The organism is Enterococcus sp. S22(2020), assembly GCF_020295385.1.
Lineage (GTDB): Bacteria > Bacillota > Bacilli > Lactobacillales > Enterococcaceae > Enterococcus_L > Enterococcus_L dunnyi.
This window is the reverse complement of the sequence record NZ_JACFUD010000004.1, coordinates 46,524-65,072: the sequence shown is the minus strand read 5'-3', so window position 1 is coordinate 65,072 and position 18,549 is coordinate 46,524. Positions and strand designations below refer to the sequence as shown.

The window sequence follows — 18,549 nt, the reverse complement described above, 5'->3', positions numbered from 1 at the left end:
TATGTGTAATCCTTTGATTAGCCTTGAACGGCGTCATACATCGAGAACATCGGCAGCATGATGGCTGCAACGATCAATCCAACGATCACACAAATAATGATGATCGTGATCGGCTCCATGATCAGCTTGATCCGTTCTCCCAGCATTTCTACTTCTTCTTCAAACATATTGCTCAGTTTTTTCAGCATGCTTTCTAAAGAACCTGTTGATTCTCCGACGATCGTCATTTGCGTAACTAACGGCGGAATGATTTTATCTTGGCTGAATACACCACTCATCGAGCCGCCTCGTTCAACCTCTGCCTGACATCTGAAAATCAACTGTTTGATATATAAGTTATCCACTGCATCCGCTGACATTTCTAATGCTTTAGAAATAGAAACGGAACTTTCTAATAAGGTCGACAATGTACTTAACATCACATTCAAATTACTTTTTTGAACGAGCTCACCAAAAATCGGCATCCGTAAAAGAAAGCTATGCCATTTGAACTTTATTTCATTGTTTCTCATCGCCAGCTTAAAGCCAACAAAACCTGAAACGATCATGACTAGTAGCAGCCAGCCTTTACTTGTTAAAAAATTACTTAAGCCAATCGTTACTTTGGTGATTGCCGGTAGTTCTGCATCCAAACTTTCAAAAACAGTCACAAACATCGGCACGATACTTACGATCAGAAAAATCCCTACACATAAGGAAAGGACCAGCATGATAATTGGATAGATCATCGCCGTGATCACTCCACCTCTTGCTTTCGCTTTCTTCTCATAATAAGTACTCATACGAACGAGTGTTGCATCTAAAGTTCCCGACATTTCAGCTGCTCGTACAATACTGATCAGCATAGAAGGAAAGGCATTTGGATGCTTGCTATAACAATTAGAAAGAGAATCTCCGCCACGAATGTCTTCACAAATCTGCAGCAAAATCTTTTTCAAGTTTTTATTTTGTTCTTGCTCAGCTAACATTTCACAAGCAGCTGTGATCGAAATACCACAATCGATCAGCGTCGCAAATTTTTGCAAATATTCCGCCAGCAACTTTACGCTGACTCGATTAAATAGCTCAATTTCTTTTGTCGCAAAGGTTTCTTCCTGCTCCACTAAAATCGTAGAGCGCAGACCTTTTTTCTTTAATGCCTGACTCGCTTCATAGGAGCTTTCCGCTCTTAAGCGTCCTTTTTTGATACCACCAGACATTGATTGTGCTTCGTAGGAAAAAATCGCCATTGCCTATTCCTCCTCGCCCAGTAACGCTTCAGCCGCATCAACATCGACTTTGCCGGCAGACACCAAACGGTTGATACAACTTTCCATCGTATACATACCGTCACTTTTACCGATCTGCAGCATATTACCGATTTGATGGGTTTTATTTCCACGGATCAAATTAGCGATCGATTTATTATTTACAAGCATTTCCGTTGCCGCTACCCGACCATCGTTAGCTCGTGTAGGCAATAGTCGTTGAGCCAAGATCCCAACTAAAGCTCCGGCTAGCTGTGTCCGAATTTGTGACTGCTGTTCAGGTGAAAATACGTCAACGATCCGTTCAATGGTTGCTGCAGCACTAGTCGTATGAAGAGTGCCTAAAACCAAGTGTCCTGTTTCAGCAGCTGTCAATGCAATCGAGATCGTATCAAAATCACGCAACTCACCAACGAGAATAATATCTGGATCTTGCCGTAAGGAGGCTCTCAATCCGTTTGAAAAGGACTCTGTATCTACACCGACTTCACGTTGATCGATAACACTCATATTATGATTGTGAACATACTCGATCGGATCTTCTAATGTGATGATGTGGGTTTTCTTCGTTCGATTCAGATAGTCGATCATTGAAGCAAGAGTCGTTGATTTTCCAGAACCCGTCGGCCCCGTCACTAAGAATAGTCCTTGTTTTTTTTGGATCATGCTTTTTAAAACGGAAGGAACACCTAAAGAACTTAATTCTGGGATCTTGGTAGCAATGATCCGTAAAGCAATCGAAACATTCCCTTTTTGTTTGAAGATATTGACACGAAAACGACTGGCATTTTTCACTTCATAAGCTAAATCGACTTCGCCATTTTCTTTAAATTCGGTCCATTGATCTGAATTACACATCACACGTCCATACATAGAAATTGTTTTATTCGTTAAAACTTCTTCGGAAGCTACTTCATTCAATTCACCATTCAATCTAAAAATCGGAGGCAGCCCAACCGTTAAATGAATATCAGATACTTTCTGACGAACAGATTCACGTAACAACTCATCGAACTGCTCTTTAAATGGTCTCAACTTAGGATTTATTCCCCGTCCGCCTTTTTCTTTTTTCATCGCTGAATGCAGCGGCAACTCCATTTCCACTTCCTGACTCATCATTTCCTCCTTATGCCACACATTTATTCACTAGATGTTGCTTTCAAGACTTCTGCAATTGTTGTATACCCTCTAACGACTTTATCCAGACCATCGTCTAAAAGCTTTTTCATACCGTTTTTCTTTGCTACTTTTTCTAACTCATTAGCTTCTCCATTTCTAGAAATCACCAATCGAGCATCCGGCGTTACAATAAATAATTCCTGAATAGCCATACGGCCTTTAAATCCTGTCATGTTGCACTTTTTACATCCTGTACTGCTGTACAGTGTATCTGTGTACAGATGATGCTTCTCTAAAAATTCGATTTCCTCTAAACTGGCTGGTTCAGCTACTTTACAGCTTGAGCAGAGCGTCCGCACAAGCCGCTGAGACAAAACACCTGTCAATGCATTCGCTACTAGAAAAGAGTCCACACCCATATCGATCAGACGACTAACTGTAGCGATCGAATCATTCGTATGCAATGTACTTAAAACTAGGTGCCCTGTCATCGATGCCCGAATGGCGATTTCTGCTGTTTCACCATCCCGAATTTCTCCAACCATGACGACATTTGGATCTTGACGTAAAATCGAACGCAAGCCCGCCGCAAAATCTAAGCCGATATCGCTATTGACTAAAACTTGATTCACACCGTCCAGCTGATACTCCACTGGATCTTCCACAGTAATAATATTGACATTCGGCGTATTCAGCTCATTCAATGCTGCGTATAGTGTAGAAGATTTCCCTGATCCAGTTGGACCTGTCACTAAGAAAATCCCGTGAGGCTGTTTCAGTAAATGCTTGATGCCTTTTAAAACGTCTGGATCGAAATTAAACTCATCCAGTCCTCTTAGCCCCGAAGACATATCGATGATCCGAATAACAATTTTTTCACCATAGATCGTTGGTAAAACGGATACCCGCAAATCGACCATCCGTCTGCCATTTGGAATACGTGCTCGGCCATCTTGAGGCAACCTTGTTTCAGTGATATCTAAAGAAGACATTATCTTTATTCTAGAAGTCACTGCTGACTGAACATTCTTCGGTAATTGATTTAGATCCAACAATTCTCCATCTACGCGAATCCGAACATTCAAGCTCTTTTTCTGAGGATCAAAATGGATATCACTGGCCTTTTTATCAACAGCAGTCTGCAGCAAAGAATTGACCAGCTTTATAATGGGAGAGTCATCCTCTAGAACCGAATTCACTTGGGCTGCTTCTCCCGGCAAATCATCTGAAGCATCCTGCAGCCACTCTTCCAGCATCATATCTTCTGGATAATGGTCGGTGATCATCTGCTCGATATCTGAACTTAAAGAAAAATAAGGTAAAATAGATAAGCCCGTCAGTAAACGCAGCTCATTGATCACGTCATAATCCATTGGATTGACCATGGCCACTACTAAGCGTCCTTTTTTCTTCTTAACTGGAAATAACTGATTTTTTTGAGCAAATTTTTTCGATACTAAATCAAGCACAGCAGAATCTCGTTCCACATTAAACAAGTCCATGATACGAATACCCGTTTGTCGACTTTTCAATGACATCAACTGCTCTTCGCTCAAATAATGTCCCTCGATCAAAAGACGTTCTACTGTCATTTTGGGAGATAGTTGTGCTGAGACTTCATTGGCTTGCTTTTTTGTCAGCATTTTATATTGGACTGCTAGGACTAAAAGCTCAGCTTTGTCAAGACCGCTTGCTGATGTAGCAGAATGACGATCAACTTGTTCTGCTGTTCGAACTTTTCTTCTACGTTTTCTTCGTTCTTCCATTTCCCTAGCCTCCTCTTGATCAGTTCATTTATTTTAGTTCACTATAGTCAAAAACACGCTGCGCGACCCAATCTGCATTGGGATTCTTAGGCACAGTTGGTGAAACAATGGTGACTTCTCCATTGACTGCATCTTGTTCGTCTGATTTTACGTTCAGTGGAATATCTCCAAGCCCTTCCAACATGTTTTTTAGCTCAACGGTGTCTTCCGCTGTGGCTGTTTTTAAAATTAGTTTTCCTTTGATCGTCGGCTTTGTTTTATTAAATCCTTTTTCAATAAAGGTCGGATCAAAAAGGGTTAAATTCGGCAACAGTTCCATAGCCACCACCGTATCTTCCTCCATTTCTAAATTGAACGGTTCTACACCGACTGTTCCAAGATCCAGCTTGCTTTTATCGCTTAAACGAATCGTATTCCACCACTTTTTATCGTTATAATAGGAGCCTTTTTTTTGTCCGTCTGACCTTCGTCTCATCTTAGGTGCATCAATGAAACTCACTCCATTTTCAACCGTTAGCTCTGTTTTGCTTCCAGACAATTCCAATAACGCAGGCTGACGTGGCTTAGATGTGTAATCTCCCTGATCAGCGTAAGCAAAATCAGATTCCCCTCCGTCTTTCATCGCAGCACTGGTCAGCATAAAATGACCATTTTTCACTTGGATTTTTCTTGTATCATTTGATCCGGAGTTTACAGACACACCCTCTATTTTTATCGTGTTATCAGTAGGCGTTAAATGTACCTGTGAACCAGAAATCACTAGCCCTCCGTTCATGAATTCTGACCAGTATTTATCTTGTGGATTGTTCTTTTTAGAGTCTCCAGCGTATTCGGTAAAATTACTATTTGTTGTGCCTTTATCTAATAAAATCGTTCCTCTTGCTAAAAAGAATCCATTCGTTTTTTTGTTTTTCCCTGTATGGTTGATCAAGAGATTAGGTGTTTTGATTTCCTGGAGATCATTGTCTATGTATAGACCTGCATCATTACTTTCCACTGGCATATGAATGTAAATGCCTGTATCAGCGGTAACATTGAGCTCTTTGATCAGATTTTTCCCAGCAGAGGGATCCGTTTCACTTCCTAGATACAGTAAGTTGTTTGTGCTAAGTTGAGCATTCGATTTGCCACGTAAGAGCACTCCTTGATTCAAGAAGAATGAGCCATCGAAAGTAACTTCGTTAGAGATCGGTTTTGCATTTAAAAAATCTAGCAGCTGCTGATCCTTATAATCCACCAGAAAATTGTTTGAACGACCAAAAGTCGAAGCTGTTCTATGATCAAAATCATCATAGGGAAAATCCAACGGTTGTTTTTGGTAACGATAGATTCGATCCATCTTACGAATCCAAGTATCTGCTGAAAGGTATTTATCGCCACTTGTCAACGGAGCTTCATAATAAACATACCGCCATGAGTCCAGTTGCTGTTCTTCATCAATTTGAAGCTTTTTCTCCCACTGAAACTCATAAACATAATCCGCCTTTGCCGCCGTTCGTTTTTCCTGACCATTTTTCCCTGTCTGTTTCACTTTTACCTCTAAAGAAAAAGTAGTTTTAGTATTCGTGATTCCCTTTGTATCGCTAGAAGCTTGAGCTTTCAACCAGCCATTTTCACCAGTATCATCATCTGAGATAAATTTATATACTTCATCTGTCGCGGTAACAGTTGGTGTTTTATCTATTAGCACTTCATAAGAAAAATCTTGGTTTTTACCAATGTTTTCTTGTTTTATCTGATTTTCCAATTCATCTGCAACTTCCAGCATCGTTTTTTTTAAATTTGCCGCATCTTCTTGTTTATTCCGACCTTTTCCAAGTTCTGTGTTTTCGGAAACTTTGGTTTGGATCAACTGGTTTACTTTAAACGAAGCTTCCTGCAGCGCATATTCTTTGATATCCTTCATTTTTGTGATTTGATCGACTGCACTGATTTGCAAAAAGTTATTCCTTGCATGGATGAAAATCCCCATCATCACGAGGCTGACCAAAATGATCGCTCCTAATGTATAAAGCAACGCATATCCTGTTTCATCATGTTTTATTTGTTTACCAGCGTCCTTCACCGGGAATCTCTCCTCTCGCTTTCATCTCATCTCGATAGGTCAACTCTGCTTTTCTTACATATAAAATCTTAGCAGCCTCTTTTTCCTCGATTCCTTGTGCTCCTGAAAGATTGATATCCTCTCCACCCGCTTCAAGATAATCGCTAAAATCGATCTGGTCTTTATAAAAAAGAATCGTCACACTCGTTTGAATCGTAAAGGTATCACGGTAATTTGGTGTTTCAAATTGTGTTTTTAGTGATTCGTTCTTATTTTTTTTCTGAAACACTTTGATTTTGTAGTCCTTATTTTTCAATTGATACGTTTTACCTGCACTTTTTTCAGCATCTAAAACATCAGTGATCCCTATTTTGTTTTTCCCAGCATCTATCCAGTCGATCGATTTTAAATCCGCTCGTTCAGGATCGAATACAGTAATGACTTGCTGGTCCAGCCAAGAGCTCTTTCCTGTTGTACCATTTGTAGTGAACTTGCCAAGATAACCAGCTTTTTCGTAAAGACCTTTTTTATTCATGATTCCATTCATTTGTACGATCATATCATTAGCTATTTGTTGGAATTCAACTTGCTGCCCTTGAATCGTAAAGGCTTTGCCAAGACTGTTGATGATCATGCCAAAAAAAAGAATCACAATTGAAAAAATCGCTAACGTCGCAATCATTTCTACTAAGCTCAGCCCTTTTTCATCTTTGAGAAGCTTTTTCATGCACGTATCATCTCCCATCAATAATCGACTACCCAATTAAAAACAGTATCTGTCATAAACGCCCCCGTCTTTCCATCATAAATCTCTAGATTCAGCTCGATCCCATCTTTACGAAGATCCTTTGTTCCCTCCTTGTAGTTCACTTTGCAAAGGACAACAAAAAAATGATTTGTCTGATCTCCTATGTACTTACCCAAATAATGTGCTTCTTCTTTGATCGATCCATCAGAATTTTTCCAACGGTCAGGCAGCTCTGCTTCCTTTTCTGAATAGTGATAGTCTACTTTTCTTTCTATATTCTCTTTTCCTGCTTCTACTCTCCCTGTATAATCGATCTTTTCTTCACCATATAAGGGAATCTGCTTACTACCAGCATCTTTCATTTGAATACCCGAGTTATCAAGAATCAAATATGCTCTTCTTGATTTTTGTTGATCCGTCAAATGACGTTCATCTCTTATACTAAAAACATAAGGATTCAAGCCAGCTAAATCCTGCGTTTGACCACGATACCCCATCCATTCTTTTAACTCATCTCGAACATACTGAGCTTCTTTCTTTTTTTCGTTCAATTCTATCAATTGCTGATTTCTGATGAGCATTGATGCCAATAGCATAAAAGTTGTTCCCAAGATGACAACTGAGACCAAAACTTCTGCAAGAGTCAGTCCCTCTTCATTTTCCAGCATCAACAACTCCCCCTTTATTAACGATATCTCGCGAAATTATTTCCATTACATCCAAATTATTAAATGTTCGAAGTTACTATACTACAAAAATAACACCGTTTCAATATAAAATAACGATATACCTGAAATAAAAAAAGGTCCCCTATAAATATAAATAACCACAAATGACACAACAGATTTTTTTGAACAAAAAAATACCTTCATTTTAATCAAAATAATAGACTTTTATCCAAATTTCCCATCATAAAAAGCCTTTTATTTTTCTGATAGAACTAGAAATTTTATATAATTATCAAAAAACTAGAATTTTTAAAAAACTTAAAATTAATATTAAATAACAAAAAAACAGTATATTTTGATCGGATTCATTCGAAAATAAACAAAAATAAGGCTGAAATAAAAGCTAATCACTAGCTTTTATTTCAGCCTTTAAACTGTTAAACAGTATCAATAATTTTTAGTACAACTCTAAATATTGTTCTCTTTCCCATTCAGAGACTGTTTGACGAAACGCAGCCCATTCCATTCGCTTAGCTTCAACAAAATTCGCGTAAATGTGGTTACCTAAAGCATCGATCATCACTTCATCTTTACGTAATTCTTTGATAGCATTATGCAACGTTGATGGTAGATCATGAATTTGCGCTTCATTACGCTCTTCTTCATTCATCACATAGATGTTACGATCCACAGCATCAGGTGGCGTGATTTCATTTTTGATTCCGTTCAACCCAGCTTGTAAAAGAACTGCCATCGATAAGTAAGGATTTGCAGAAGGGTCAACTGAACGTAATTCTAAACGAGTAGATAAACCGCGCGATTCTGGTACACGGACAAGCGGCGAACGGTTTCGACCACTCCAAGCCACGTACACAGGCGCTTCATAACCAGGCACTAAACGTTTATATGAATTCACAGTCGGATTGCAGACCGCTGTGTACGCACGTGCATGTTTCAGCAGTCCACCAAGAAAGTGATAAGCGGTTTGACTTAGCTGCATTGGGCCATTTTCATCATAAAAGACATTTTCCTCGCCTTTAAACAACGACATATTACAATGCATTCCCGAACCACTGATTCCATAAAGCGGTTTTGGCATAAATGTCGCATGCAGTCCATGCTTACGAGCAATTGTTTTTACAACTAACTTGAATGTTTGGATGTTGTCACACGCTTCGATCACATCTGCATATTTAAAGTCGATTTCATGTTGGCCTGGCGCTACTTCATGATGAGAGGCTTCCACTTCAAAACCTAAGCTTTCAAGCTCAAGCACAATATCTCTACGGCAATTCTCACCTAAATCGGTGGGAGCAAAATCAAAATAACCTCCGCGGTCATTTAGATCTGTCGTGATCTTTCCATCTTCATCCAATTTAAATAAGAAAAATTCTGGCTCAGGACCTAAATTGAAAGACGTAAATCCAAGCTCTTTCATATCTTCAAGTGCACGTTTTAAGTTTCCACGAGGATCTCCAGCAAAAGGTTCTCCACTCGGATTATAAATATCACAAATCAAACGAGCAACCTTCCCGTGATCGCTCTCCCACGGAAAAATCATCCATGTAGATAAGTCTGGATATAAATACATATCACTTTCTTCGATCCGTACAAAACCTTCAATAGAAGAGCCATCAAACATCATTTTGTTGCTTAACACTTTGTCTAATTGACTCACTGGAACTTCCACATTTTTGATCGTTCCCATAATGTCTGTGAACATTAATCGTAAAAATCGAACATTTTCTTCATCGGCGATACGTTTGATATCTTCTACTGTGTTTTGTTTCTTCGTCATTGTCTTCCTTCACGTCCTTCATTTTTTTGTAGAATACAGCGATTATAACTTTGGTCCTCTGGATTGGAATGGATTTTGTTGAGTAAGTCCCCCTTGAGAAATAAGTTCATCATATAAAATCTTCCGAACATCCTCATCTGTCAACGGTCTGTTCGACTCTTGGGCATGTATTTGTTCTTCCAGCTTCATTTCATAGACACGTTTGATTCCTGCCATATTTAGACCGTCAGACAAGTAATCTTTGATTTCAAGCAAAACATCAATATCATTCAGTGAATACATACGGCGATTTCCTTCGCTTCTTTCCGGATGAATCAAATCTTGCTCTTCATAATAACGGATTTGACGTGCTGATAAATCGGTCAGCTTCATAACTGTACCAATTGGAAAAACCGACATCGATCTTCTCAGTTCCTTCTCTCTCATATCCACCCCCCTCTCTTAGATAGGTATAGAATATCAATACTTTTTTCTCTTGTCAATGATTTATGTAAGGTTTTCTAACATAAAATAAAAAAAGGCTCCTTGAGGATACCTTTCTTGCATCAAAGTAAAATCGATCTTTATTAAAACTATGGTAAAAAAAGAACAAACAGAAGATTGATAGCTGGTAAAAAGCAAGCATAAACCGATATCTTCCATTCAGCTTCTTTACCTTTCGTTTTCAAAAGTTGTTGATATAGCAAATATAAATTAATAATCAAGAAAACAGATGCACACATAAAAACTCTAGCCCCTGATGCATACATCGTAGGCGAAAACCACATGATCATTGAGGAAAAGACTGCGGCGCAATAACTTAACATTAGAAAAATTTTTTGCTCAGATACAGTAATTGAACAGACAATGACCAACAGGAAAAACAATCCCCATAATACAAATGGTGCCACAGCTCCTAGTACACTACCATGAAACAAGTTTCCTTGCTTGATTTCTAAAAGTAAATCGATTTTGGTAATCGCTTGAAAATTCGTAAATCGATCAGGAAATGTATGAACTAACAATAATAAGAACGCTGTATATACTCCTGTAACTTTAATTGACATCTTCTTAGCATCGATGAGCGCAGAAACAATAAACAGAACAATAAATAGCAACAATAACTTCGTTTGCCAGCCCTCAAACAACCATGAGCTCCCTCTGAGAACCTTTGTAAAAATAGACAAATCATGATAATCCGGCATCCACATTTTCACTTCTTGCTGCAAACGTAAGTCATTTCCAGGGGCAGAAAGCATGAAAATAGCACCGCCAATGAAAAATGAAGTCGGAAGGAAAAGAAGGTAATTCTCTTTTTGTTTCCGTAGAAAAATTGCTACATGATAAATCAAGACAACCCCAATAACACAAGCAATCAATTGTTCATTTGATAAAGAAAACAGAAATGCTGGTAACAAATAAGGCCACACAGTCGTTTGTTTTCTTCTAAAAAAGTTATCTGCATAAGGAATCAATGCAAATAAACCTAAAGACAGCGGCCATAGATAATTGGTCGCTCCAGTGATCCAAAATAATGCATCCTTCATCACAAAAACGTTCATAAATCCTAAAGAAAAGAACGCTACTAAAAAGTTCACCCGAGTGACCTTTTCACTGAATAGTCGAACTAATGAATAACTATATAAAAACCAGGCACAAGCACTAATGAAGTGATGCACAAACAGAGGGACTAAGAAAATAAAATACAGTGTTGTCTCTGGGAATAATCGCGCCGACCACTCTTCATATCGCCACTGAAGATAGCTGAACAAATCATATTCTCTAGGAGCCGTCATAAACCATCCGTCATCTGTTTTTACATCGACCTTAAAATTTGTGAGGTACAAAAAAACCAAAAGGAACAAGCCGCCATAAAAAAATAAATTCTTTTTATTTTTCTTGATAAAATCAACCAACATACTATACCACCTTAACCCAAACTTTTAATCAGTATATCATTTCACTTCCAAAATAACTATACCAGTTCAAAAAAAATACATACAAAACAGAAATCGTTTTGTATGTAACTTTTTCCTCTTTACTCTTCTTCAGCCCTTAGCCACTTGGAAGCTTTTTTAGCAAAGCCTTTGACATGATAGACATTTTTTTCTTCATCAAAATTCTCTGATAGCAACAATGTATGACGAGTCACTTCACTTAATTGTTGTCCTTGGTCAGAGCGTATATCAAACTCATAGGGAAGCAGTAACTCCATCATTTTTTCTCTGACAACGCGAGTTAAATCTTCTTTGCCGCGTGTACTTTTAGCAGAAATCAGTACGTTAGGAAATAAAGTCGGTGTAAAATCGTTCGGATCGATTTGGTCGCACTTATTATAAACCGTTAAAACTGGGATCTGCTCTAGATCAAGGTCATTTAACAGCTCAACGACTGTTTGTTCATGCTGTAGACGATCTTCCGCACTCGCGTCAACAACGTGCAGCAAGAGATCCATACTACGGCTTTCTTCTAGCGTTGATTGAAACGCTTCGATCAACTGCGTCGGCAAATCTTGAATGAATCCTACCGTATCAGTAATCGTCACGATCATTCCTTGTGGAAGCTGCCATTTTTTAGTTAATGGATCCAGCGTTGCAAACAACTGATCTTCCGAGTAAGTACCAGCTGTCGTTAATAAGTTCAAAATCGTCGACTTGCCGGCATTCGTATAGCCGATCAAACCAATTTGAAACAAATCTGAAGATTGACGCTTTTGTCTACTTCTTTCACGATGAGCGGTCACTTCTTTCAGCTCACGCTTGATTGCTGTTATCTTGTTACGGATATGTCGTCGGTCTGATTCTAGCTTTGTTTCCCCTGGTCCTCTTGTTCCGATTCCTCCGCCTAAACGAGATAACTGTTTTCCTTGCCCGATCAATCTTGGCAATAAGTAGTTTAGTTGAGCAAGCTCAACCTGCAACTTTCCTTCTTTTGAACGGGCCCGCATCGCAAAGATATCAAGAATCAGCTGTACACGATCGATCACTTTTACCCCAAGCGCTTCAACGATCAGTTGATTCTGTCTCGGTGTTAATTCATGGTTGAAAATAACCAAATCAGCTTCATAAGCATCAACCAGCTGAAGTAACTCTTCTATTTTTCCCTTTCCAATGACCGTCTTTTGGTCGATTTTGGGACGTTTTTGGATCAAAGAAAAGACAACTTCACCTTCTGCTGTTTTTGTTAAGTTTTTCAATTCTTTCATTGAACCTTCAAAACGAGTATAATTTTCTTCGGTTTCTACACCAACTAATATAACTTTTTCTATGTTTTTTTCCATTTCTTATCCTTCCGAAGAGCCTAGCCAGTCAACTATCGCTTGTTCCAGCTCCGTCTGTGTTTCTGGATGCTGAACTAAATCCCACCAATTAGCATTCATACGATTTTTAAACCATGTCAACTGCCTTTTCGCATATCTTCTTGAGTTTTGTTTCACTTGGGCAACTGCGTCTTCTAAGTCTTCCTTTCCCTCAAAATAAGGGAAAAATTCTTTGTAACCAATTCCTTGGATCGATTGCTGTGGTTGTTCCTCATAAAGTTGAGCTGCTTCTTTTAAAAGACCAGAATCAAGCATGAGCTCTACTCGCTGATTGATACGCTCGTATAACAATGTACGATCCGTTTCTAAGCCCACTAAAAAATAGTCATATAAAGGTTTAGGTGTTTCTCTTGGTGTCAAGATACTGTATCCTGTTTTATCAAATACTTCGAGTGCCCGAATGATTTTTTTTTGATTATTGTAATGGATGCTCTCAGCTGCTTTAGGGTCTTTTTTCTGAAGCAATGCCCATAATTTTTCGTTTCCATTTTCTTTAGCGAATCGTTCATAGCTTTCTCGAATTTCAGTTGACTCATCTTTAGCACCTAATTCAAAATCATACAGCAACGCTTGGATATACAATCCTGTTCCTCCCACAACAATCGGTAACTTGCCTTTTTTGATGATCTCATCGATCATTCGACGTCCTTCTTTTTGAAAATCAGCAACCGAATATGTTTCTGACCACTCACGGCAATCGATCAAGTAATGAGGTACTCCAGCCCGCTCTTCCTTTGTTGCCTTAGCCGTTCCAATATCCAAGCCTTTATACACTTGCATTGAATCTCCACTGATAATTTCACCATCCAATTGTTTTGCCAATTGAATACTTAGAGCTGTTTTACCAACTGCTGTTGGACCTGCTATAACTAATACTTTTTTCAATTTCTTCATCCTTTAGCTTGTACTTCTTTACGCACCTGCAGTGCGATTTCTGGAAAATCTGTATGGATTCCTGACAATCGAGACTCGATACATCTCTTCATTTTCTCTTTATCATTCACAGTCCAGGGTCGAATCGCTTTAGGAAAATCGCTCAACTCTTTTATATGCTCAAGCACCCATTCAATATTTGGATGGATCCCCTCGATAAATGATGATTTCACTGCTTGATCTTTTTTACGCTCAGAGGCTTTGAATATCAGCGCGATCGATCGGTTCTTTTCAAGCGTCCAAACCTTTTCCAGACTAGGATAATGAAAACTTGAATACATATAATCAAACATCCACGATCTGCTTTGCATCAGCTGAACAAGCTGCGATTCGATTCCTTCGTACTGGATTTGATCCGTTTTTATTTCGATATTCAATAAACCGTAAAATTTCTCTTCTTCAAGCAACTGTAAGACTTCTTCTAGCGTTGGAATCTTCTGTTCAACCGGAAACGGCTTAAACCATAGACCAGCATCCAGCTGTTTTAGCTCCGCAAGAGTTAGATCGGCTACGAAACCAGAACCATTCGTTGTACGATCAACCGTTTCATCATGAATCACGACTAGCTGTTTGTCCTTTGATAAATGAACATCGAGCTCTATACCATCTGCTCCCACACGAACCGCTTCTTTGAATGCGATTAATGTATTTTCCGGATTTGTTCCTTTGCTCCCTCGGTGAGCGATTATCTTGGTCACAACGATCCCTCCAGTCGCACTCATTGTATCATTCCTACTAATGAGTATCAAACAATAAAAAAAGACAGACGAGCATTTTTGCCACCTGTCTTCATTCACTTACTATTCTTGATTTCTTCCTATAAATCGCTTTTTTCTTGAGCTAGTTCATAAGAAACATATTTTTCAAGCCCAGCTTTGGTCGTATGCTTCGGCTCATAACCAATCGCTTTTATTTTTGAAATGTCTGCTAAAGAGTACTTTATATCTCCAGAACGTTCCGGTTGATTTTGAACAGGCAACTCGCTAGCTAAAAGCTCATCTAACGTTGCAACTAAATCATTAAGGTTGATTGCTGTCCCTGTACCAACATTATAGACTTCACCTAAAGAAGCATTTGATGTAGCGACTAAATCTAACGCCTGAACAACATCCTCGATGAAAACAAAATCTCTCGATTGTGATCCGTCACCAAACATAGTAAATGATGTCTCTTCTTTATTTAGAAGCTTTTTGTACCGATCCATAATAATCGATATCACTCCAGAATAAGGTGATTCAGGATTCTGTTTTGGGCCATAGACATTAAAGAAACGAACTGCGCTTGTTGGGATTTGATATAAATGATAATAATCTACCACATATTTTTCCGCTGCAAACTTATCGATTGCATAGGGTGTCAATGGACGGATCACTGATTCTTCTGCTTTAGGTAAAGTAGGCTCATCTCCATAAACTGCTGCTGAGGAGGTAAAGACCAAACGCTTCAAATCAACTTGATGGGCTCTGATCAATTCTAATAATTGAAATACACTGTCAAAATTTACCTGATGTGTTTCAACTGGTCGTTCAACAGAATCAGCGACACTAGCAACTGCTGCTAAATGAAAAATGTAATCGAATTGGTTTGTTTTCAACAGCTCCTCCATCAATGAAAAATCTGTAACAGAACCTTCAATAAAACGAATATTATCAGAGTGATCTAAATTGTTTTTATTTCCCATCGATAAATCGTCTACAACGATCACCTGATGATTTTTAGAATAAAAATTTGCTAAGGTCGAGCCGATGAATCCAGCACCACCTGTAATCAATATATTGTTCATTTATCCGTAACTCCTAGCTTTTATATAGAATATAATTATACGATGTTCTTAACGTTCTTAGTTTATCATTCTTTTTGAGTATGGTCTACTTTAATTAAAAAAGACTAGTGGATGATCACTGATCCATCCACTAGTCTTGAAATGCATAGCTACTCTAAGAACTTATTCATTAAAAAGCTTATTGTTTTTCTTTTGCTACCTCTACGACTGATTTCTTTTCTTTCTTCGCTTGTTTGAGCAATTCAACGATCTCATTATTATGCATTTTATCTGGATCGATTCCTGCAGCTCTAAGTGATTCACGAGCAGCTTCGATCTCCTCATCATCAATTGTTTCAACATCTAGTTCTTTTAGATAGTCCTTAAGAGACTGTCCGCTTTTTTTGATTTTCTCTACCATAGTTTGTACTTCCTGATCTGTAAACTGCGTACTGTCAAATCCTGCCTGTTCAATTTCTGAGCGATATTTTTCCAATTCTTCCATGCTCATCGTAATTTGTTCATAGCTATATGAAACATCTGTTTCATCGGAATGATCGATCACGCTTGATTTACTATACACATCAGCCGTTTGAGTTGATTTCGTTGTAGAAGCTTTGGTCTCAGCTTCTTTTTGATTATTCAATTGTATAAAAACAATGACACCTACTAATAGGATGAGCGCAGAAATTAAAAAGAAAGCTTTTCTATTTTTCATAAATGCCCCTCTATTCTATTTATCAATCGCAACAGCCATTTTGTTTGGACTGTATGAAAGAGCTACGGTTCCTTCACTGACCCACATTGTTCCGTAGATTGGATCCGTAACATGGAAACTATTTCCATCAAATCCAGTGATCAACCAAACGTGTAAATTGGCAACTTTTAATGAACCATAATAGGTTCCATCAATGATCGGTGCTGCTAAATATGGGTAAGTTCCCCAAACAACTAAAGGATTCCCTTTCATCAACTCTTCTTTGAATTGAGCTGTACCAACGCCACTGATATCTCTTGAATTTGGTGCATATCTTTTTGCATAGGGTGTAAATGCTCTTGGGTATATCGTATGGAAGCCGTATTTATCTGTTGGATGTCCGTTGAAGCCTTCATGCGGATTGCCCCAAGAAGGAACTTTCGGTACTGCTTCTGTGACCTGATGAATATTTTGGCCACGGGTCGCTCCCAGATAAGCTAATGCCATATAAAGCGAAAATTCTTCACACCCGTTTGGATAGCCCATTGCCATTTGATTATAATAAGGAACATCCATAAATGTCTTTTGGTTTTTACTTGTCGCAGCAACAATGTTTTTATGTGCTGTCACATAGCCATAAGGTGTCTCTAAAATCGGGTAACCATTTTTATCAAGCACTCGTTTTTTCACATCGATGACTGTACCAGCAGAAATATCATTTCCTCTATTTAATGAACGGTCTGTATAGTAATGTTTCGTTTTTAACTCAATTCGTTTAGGCGCATCCATGTAATAGTTGCCCATACCGGCTGGCGCCTTCTTGTAGTTGTTTGAAACTGCCGGACCATTCAACATCTTTCTGACTAGAACGATATCAAAAGCTTCCATTCGAAAACGGTAACCAGATGTCCCACTAATTCCTCCATTTTTATTCCAGCCTAACCAGCCAAAATACTCAGCATGTGTCCGATAATACACATCGAAATGTTTTGCTAACTCACCAGTCAAGCGAATGTCATAAGCTTCTACTCGTTTAGATTCCCCTGTCGTTCCGCTTAATTGGTTATTCGACACATAATTTTGCCAACCTTTGTCCTGTACATGTGTTCTATATTCAACGCCGCCTGACACAGGGGCATTTTCAATTTTTACTTTGATTGCTTCTACTCGTTTGCTTTGACCCATCGAGCCATTTGTTTGCCCATTTTTGCTTGGTGTTTGCCAGCCTTTGTCTTGCACATGGCTTTGGTAAATAATATTTGGTTGTTTATATTGTACAAAATAACGGGTCACTGAACCAGGTGCAGCCGCTCCTTTTTTCACCAATTGGACTTCAACCGATTCTAACTGATAACTAAATCCCGCTGTACCAGAGTTTTGACCATTACTTGCCCAATCCAGCCAGCCAAAGTTTCTAGCATGTACACGGTAGTAAACATCAAAGTGCTGAGCTAACTCACCAGTCAAACGAATGCTTAATGCTTCCATACGCTTAGATTGTTTCACTGTTCCAGTCACCGCATTGTTCGCAACATAATCCTGCCAGCCAATATCCTGAACATGACTGCGATATTCAATACCGCCTGACACAGGAAGATTGTCGACTGTGAGTTTCATTGCTTCCATCCGTTTAGATTGACCTGTAGTTCCACTCATTTGTCCATTAGATTTCACGCCTTGCCAACCGATGTCCTGGATATGGCTTTGGTATTTTATATTTGGTTTTTTATACTGAACAAAAGGACGTGTTGTTTTTCCAGGTGCAGCTTGACCCTTCTCTACCAGTTGAATCTGAATGCCTTTGATCTCATAAGAAAAACCAGTCGTTCCAGAATTTTGACCGTTCACAGACCAATCCAGCCAACCAAAATTTTGGGCCTGCACTCTGTAATAAACATCATAAGTTTCTTTAAGCATCCCAGTCAGTTGAATTTGAATCGCTTCCATTCTTTTTCCGGAAACACCGCTGATACTATTGGCGTCAGTAAAGTTTTGCCAACCGACCTCTGCTACATGTGCACGATATTGGATGCTGCCTTGATCCGGCTCTCCTCCAGTAAGTGCTACCTTTAACGCTTCGATCCGACCAGCTGAAAGAATGGCTTGTGTGCCATTTGTTTGTTCTGGCTGCCAGCCTGATTTTTCATTATAGATCGAATAGCTGACTGTAAGAGGCGCTGTGCTTTTTTCTAGTTGGCTGCTTCCCTCTACTGAATCCTGAGTTTCAGTACTTCCATTTTCTTCGACACTACTCATTTGAGTTGTACTTGTATCTGTAGACTCCATAATTCGCTCTGTATCGCTAGTTGATACAGCTTGTGATTCTTCCACCGTATTCATTGAACCCGTCTGTTCCTGCGAAAAGACCATAGACGGCATAAAAATAACAGAAGCTATCATACCGACAAATAAATACCCTAGTTTCTTTTTCAACTTTTCCACCCCTCATCTTTCAATAAAATAATTGTA

The 18,549-nt window shown here is 38.8% G+C and carries 15 protein-coding genes; all 15 read right to left on the bottom strand.

Annotation, left to right across the window (positions count from 1 at the left end; all coding sequences use genetic code 11):
- Nucleotides 1-17: 17 nt before the first annotated feature.
- Nucleotides 18-1,229, bottom strand: a complete 1,212-nt coding sequence (locus tag H3T55_RS08890) for a type II secretion system F family protein (RefSeq protein ID WP_225534196.1) — start codon at nucleotides 1,227-1,229, stop codon at nucleotides 18-20.
- Between the two features lie 3 nt (nucleotides 1,230-1,232).
- On the bottom strand, nucleotides 1,233-2,363 hold the full coding sequence (locus H3T55_RS08885) for a type IV pilus twitching motility protein PilT (RefSeq protein ID WP_225534195.1): 1,131 nt from the start codon (nucleotides 2,361-2,363) through the stop codon (nucleotides 1,233-1,235).
- Between the two features lie 23 nt (nucleotides 2,364-2,386).
- Nucleotides 2,387-4,132, bottom strand: a complete 1,746-nt coding sequence (locus tag H3T55_RS08880) for a GspE/PulE family protein (protein WP_225534193.1) — start codon at nucleotides 4,130-4,132, stop codon at nucleotides 2,387-2,389.
- Between the two features lie 28 nt (nucleotides 4,133-4,160).
- Nucleotides 4,161-6,197, bottom strand: coding sequence for a hypothetical protein (locus H3T55_RS08875; protein WP_225534192.1), 2,037 nt, complete (start codon nucleotides 6,195-6,197; stop codon nucleotides 4,161-4,163).
- On the bottom strand, nucleotides 6,181-6,903 hold the full coding sequence (locus tag H3T55_RS08870) for a PilW family protein (RefSeq protein WP_176372839.1): 723 nt from the start codon (nucleotides 6,901-6,903) through the stop codon (nucleotides 6,181-6,183). Before H3T55_RS08870 ends, H3T55_RS08875 begins: the two co-directional genes overlap by 17 nt.
- A 17-nt stretch (nucleotides 6,904-6,920) precedes the next feature.
- The gene (locus H3T55_RS08865) at nucleotides 6,921-7,592 is read right to left on the bottom strand and encodes a type II secretion system protein (RefSeq protein WP_225534191.1); all 672 of its coding nucleotides are present in this window, start codon (nucleotides 7,590-7,592) and stop codon (nucleotides 6,921-6,923) included.
- 457 nt (nucleotides 7,593-8,049) lie between these two features.
- A complete protein-coding gene (glnA, locus tag H3T55_RS08860) occupies nucleotides 8,050-9,390 on the bottom strand; it encodes a type I glutamate--ammonia ligase (RefSeq protein WP_087641116.1) in 1,341 nt (446 codons plus the stop codon).
- 42 nt (nucleotides 9,391-9,432) lie between these two features.
- Nucleotides 9,433-9,816: a MerR family transcriptional regulator gene (locus tag H3T55_RS08855; protein WP_087641115.1), complete on the bottom strand. Its 384-nt coding sequence runs from the start codon at nucleotides 9,814-9,816 to the stop codon at nucleotides 9,433-9,435.
- 146 nt (nucleotides 9,817-9,962) lie between these two features.
- Nucleotides 9,963-11,288, bottom strand: a complete 1,326-nt coding sequence (locus H3T55_RS08850) for a DUF6056 family protein (protein ID WP_225534190.1) — start codon at nucleotides 11,286-11,288, stop codon at nucleotides 9,963-9,965.
- Between the two features lie 119 nt (nucleotides 11,289-11,407).
- Nucleotides 11,408-12,649, bottom strand: coding sequence for a GTPase HflX (hflX, locus tag H3T55_RS08845; protein ID WP_225534189.1), 1,242 nt, complete (start codon nucleotides 12,647-12,649; stop codon nucleotides 11,408-11,410).
- 3 nt (nucleotides 12,650-12,652) lie between these two features.
- Nucleotides 12,653-13,573 (bottom strand): tRNA (adenosine(37)-N6)-dimethylallyltransferase MiaA, encoded by a 921-nt coding sequence (miaA, locus tag H3T55_RS08840; protein WP_318652970.1) that lies wholly within the window; start codon nucleotides 13,571-13,573, stop codon nucleotides 12,653-12,655.
- A 5-nt stretch (nucleotides 13,574-13,578) separates the two neighbouring features.
- Complete coding sequence (locus tag H3T55_RS08835) at nucleotides 13,579-14,343, bottom strand: glycerophosphodiester phosphodiesterase (RefSeq protein WP_225550149.1); 765 nt, start codon at nucleotides 14,341-14,343, stop codon at nucleotides 13,579-13,581.
- A gap of 95 nt (nucleotides 14,344-14,438) precedes the next feature.
- Entirely contained in the window at nucleotides 14,439-15,404 is a 966-nt protein-coding gene (locus H3T55_RS08830; RefSeq protein ID WP_225534186.1) for an NAD-dependent epimerase/dehydratase family protein, read from the bottom strand.
- 178 nt (nucleotides 15,405-15,582) lie between these two features.
- Nucleotides 15,583-16,101 carry a hypothetical protein gene (locus tag H3T55_RS08825; protein ID WP_225534185.1) on the bottom strand — a complete coding sequence of 173 codons (519 nt, stop codon included), beginning with the start codon at nucleotides 16,099-16,101 and terminating at the stop codon, nucleotides 15,583-15,585.
- 15 nt (nucleotides 16,102-16,116) lie between these two features.
- Nucleotides 16,117-18,513, bottom strand: a complete 2,397-nt coding sequence (locus H3T55_RS08820; protein ID WP_225534184.1) for a C39 family peptidase — start codon at nucleotides 18,511-18,513, stop codon at nucleotides 16,117-16,119.
- Nucleotides 18,514-18,549: the final 36 nt, after the last annotated feature.

What these genes read in the sequence shown, in the direction of transcription:
- H3T55_RS08890 (WP_225534196.1), bottom strand. Translation starts at nt 1,229, where the DNA reads ATGGCGATTTTTTCCTACGAAGCACAATCAATGTCTGGTGGTATCAAA.
- H3T55_RS08880 (WP_225534193.1), bottom strand. Translation starts at nt 4,132, where the DNA reads ATGGAAGAACGAAGAAAACGTAGAAGAAAAGTTCGAACAGCAGAACAA.
- hflX (WP_225534189.1), bottom strand. Translation starts at nt 12,649, where the DNA reads ATGGAAAAAAACATAGAAAAAGTTATATTAGTTGGTGTAGAAACCGAA.
- H3T55_RS08855 (WP_087641115.1), bottom strand. Translation starts at nt 9,816, where the DNA reads ATGAGAGAGAAGGAACTGAGAAGATCGATGTCGGTTTTTCCAATTGGT.
- H3T55_RS08825 (WP_225534185.1), bottom strand. Translation starts at nt 16,101, where the DNA reads ATGAAAAATAGAAAAGCTTTCTTTTTAATTTCTGCGCTCATCCTATTA.
- H3T55_RS08870 (WP_176372839.1), bottom strand. Translation starts at nt 6,903, where the DNA reads ATGAAAAAGCTTCTCAAAGATGAAAAAGGGCTGAGCTTAGTAGAAATG.
- glnA (WP_087641116.1), bottom strand. Translation starts at nt 9,390, where the DNA reads ATGACGAAGAAACAAAACACAGTAGAAGATATCAAACGTATCGCCGAT.
- H3T55_RS08865 (WP_225534191.1), bottom strand. Translation starts at nt 7,592, where the DNA reads ATGCTGGAAAATGAAGAGGGACTGACTCTTGCAGAAGTTTTGGTCTCA.
- H3T55_RS08850 (WP_225534190.1), bottom strand. Translation starts at nt 11,288, where the DNA reads ATGTTGGTTGATTTTATCAAGAAAAATAAAAAGAATTTATTTTTTTAT.
- H3T55_RS08830 (WP_225534186.1), bottom strand. Translation starts at nt 15,404, where the DNA reads ATGAACAATATATTGATTACAGGTGGTGCTGGATTCATCGGCTCGACC.
- H3T55_RS08885 (WP_225534195.1), bottom strand. Translation starts at nt 2,363, where the DNA reads ATGAGTCAGGAAGTGGAAATGGAGTTGCCGCTGCATTCAGCGATGAAA.
- H3T55_RS08835 (WP_225550149.1), bottom strand. Translation starts at nt 14,343, where the DNA reads ATGAGTGCGACTGGAGGGATCGTTGTGACCAAGATAATCGCTCACCGA.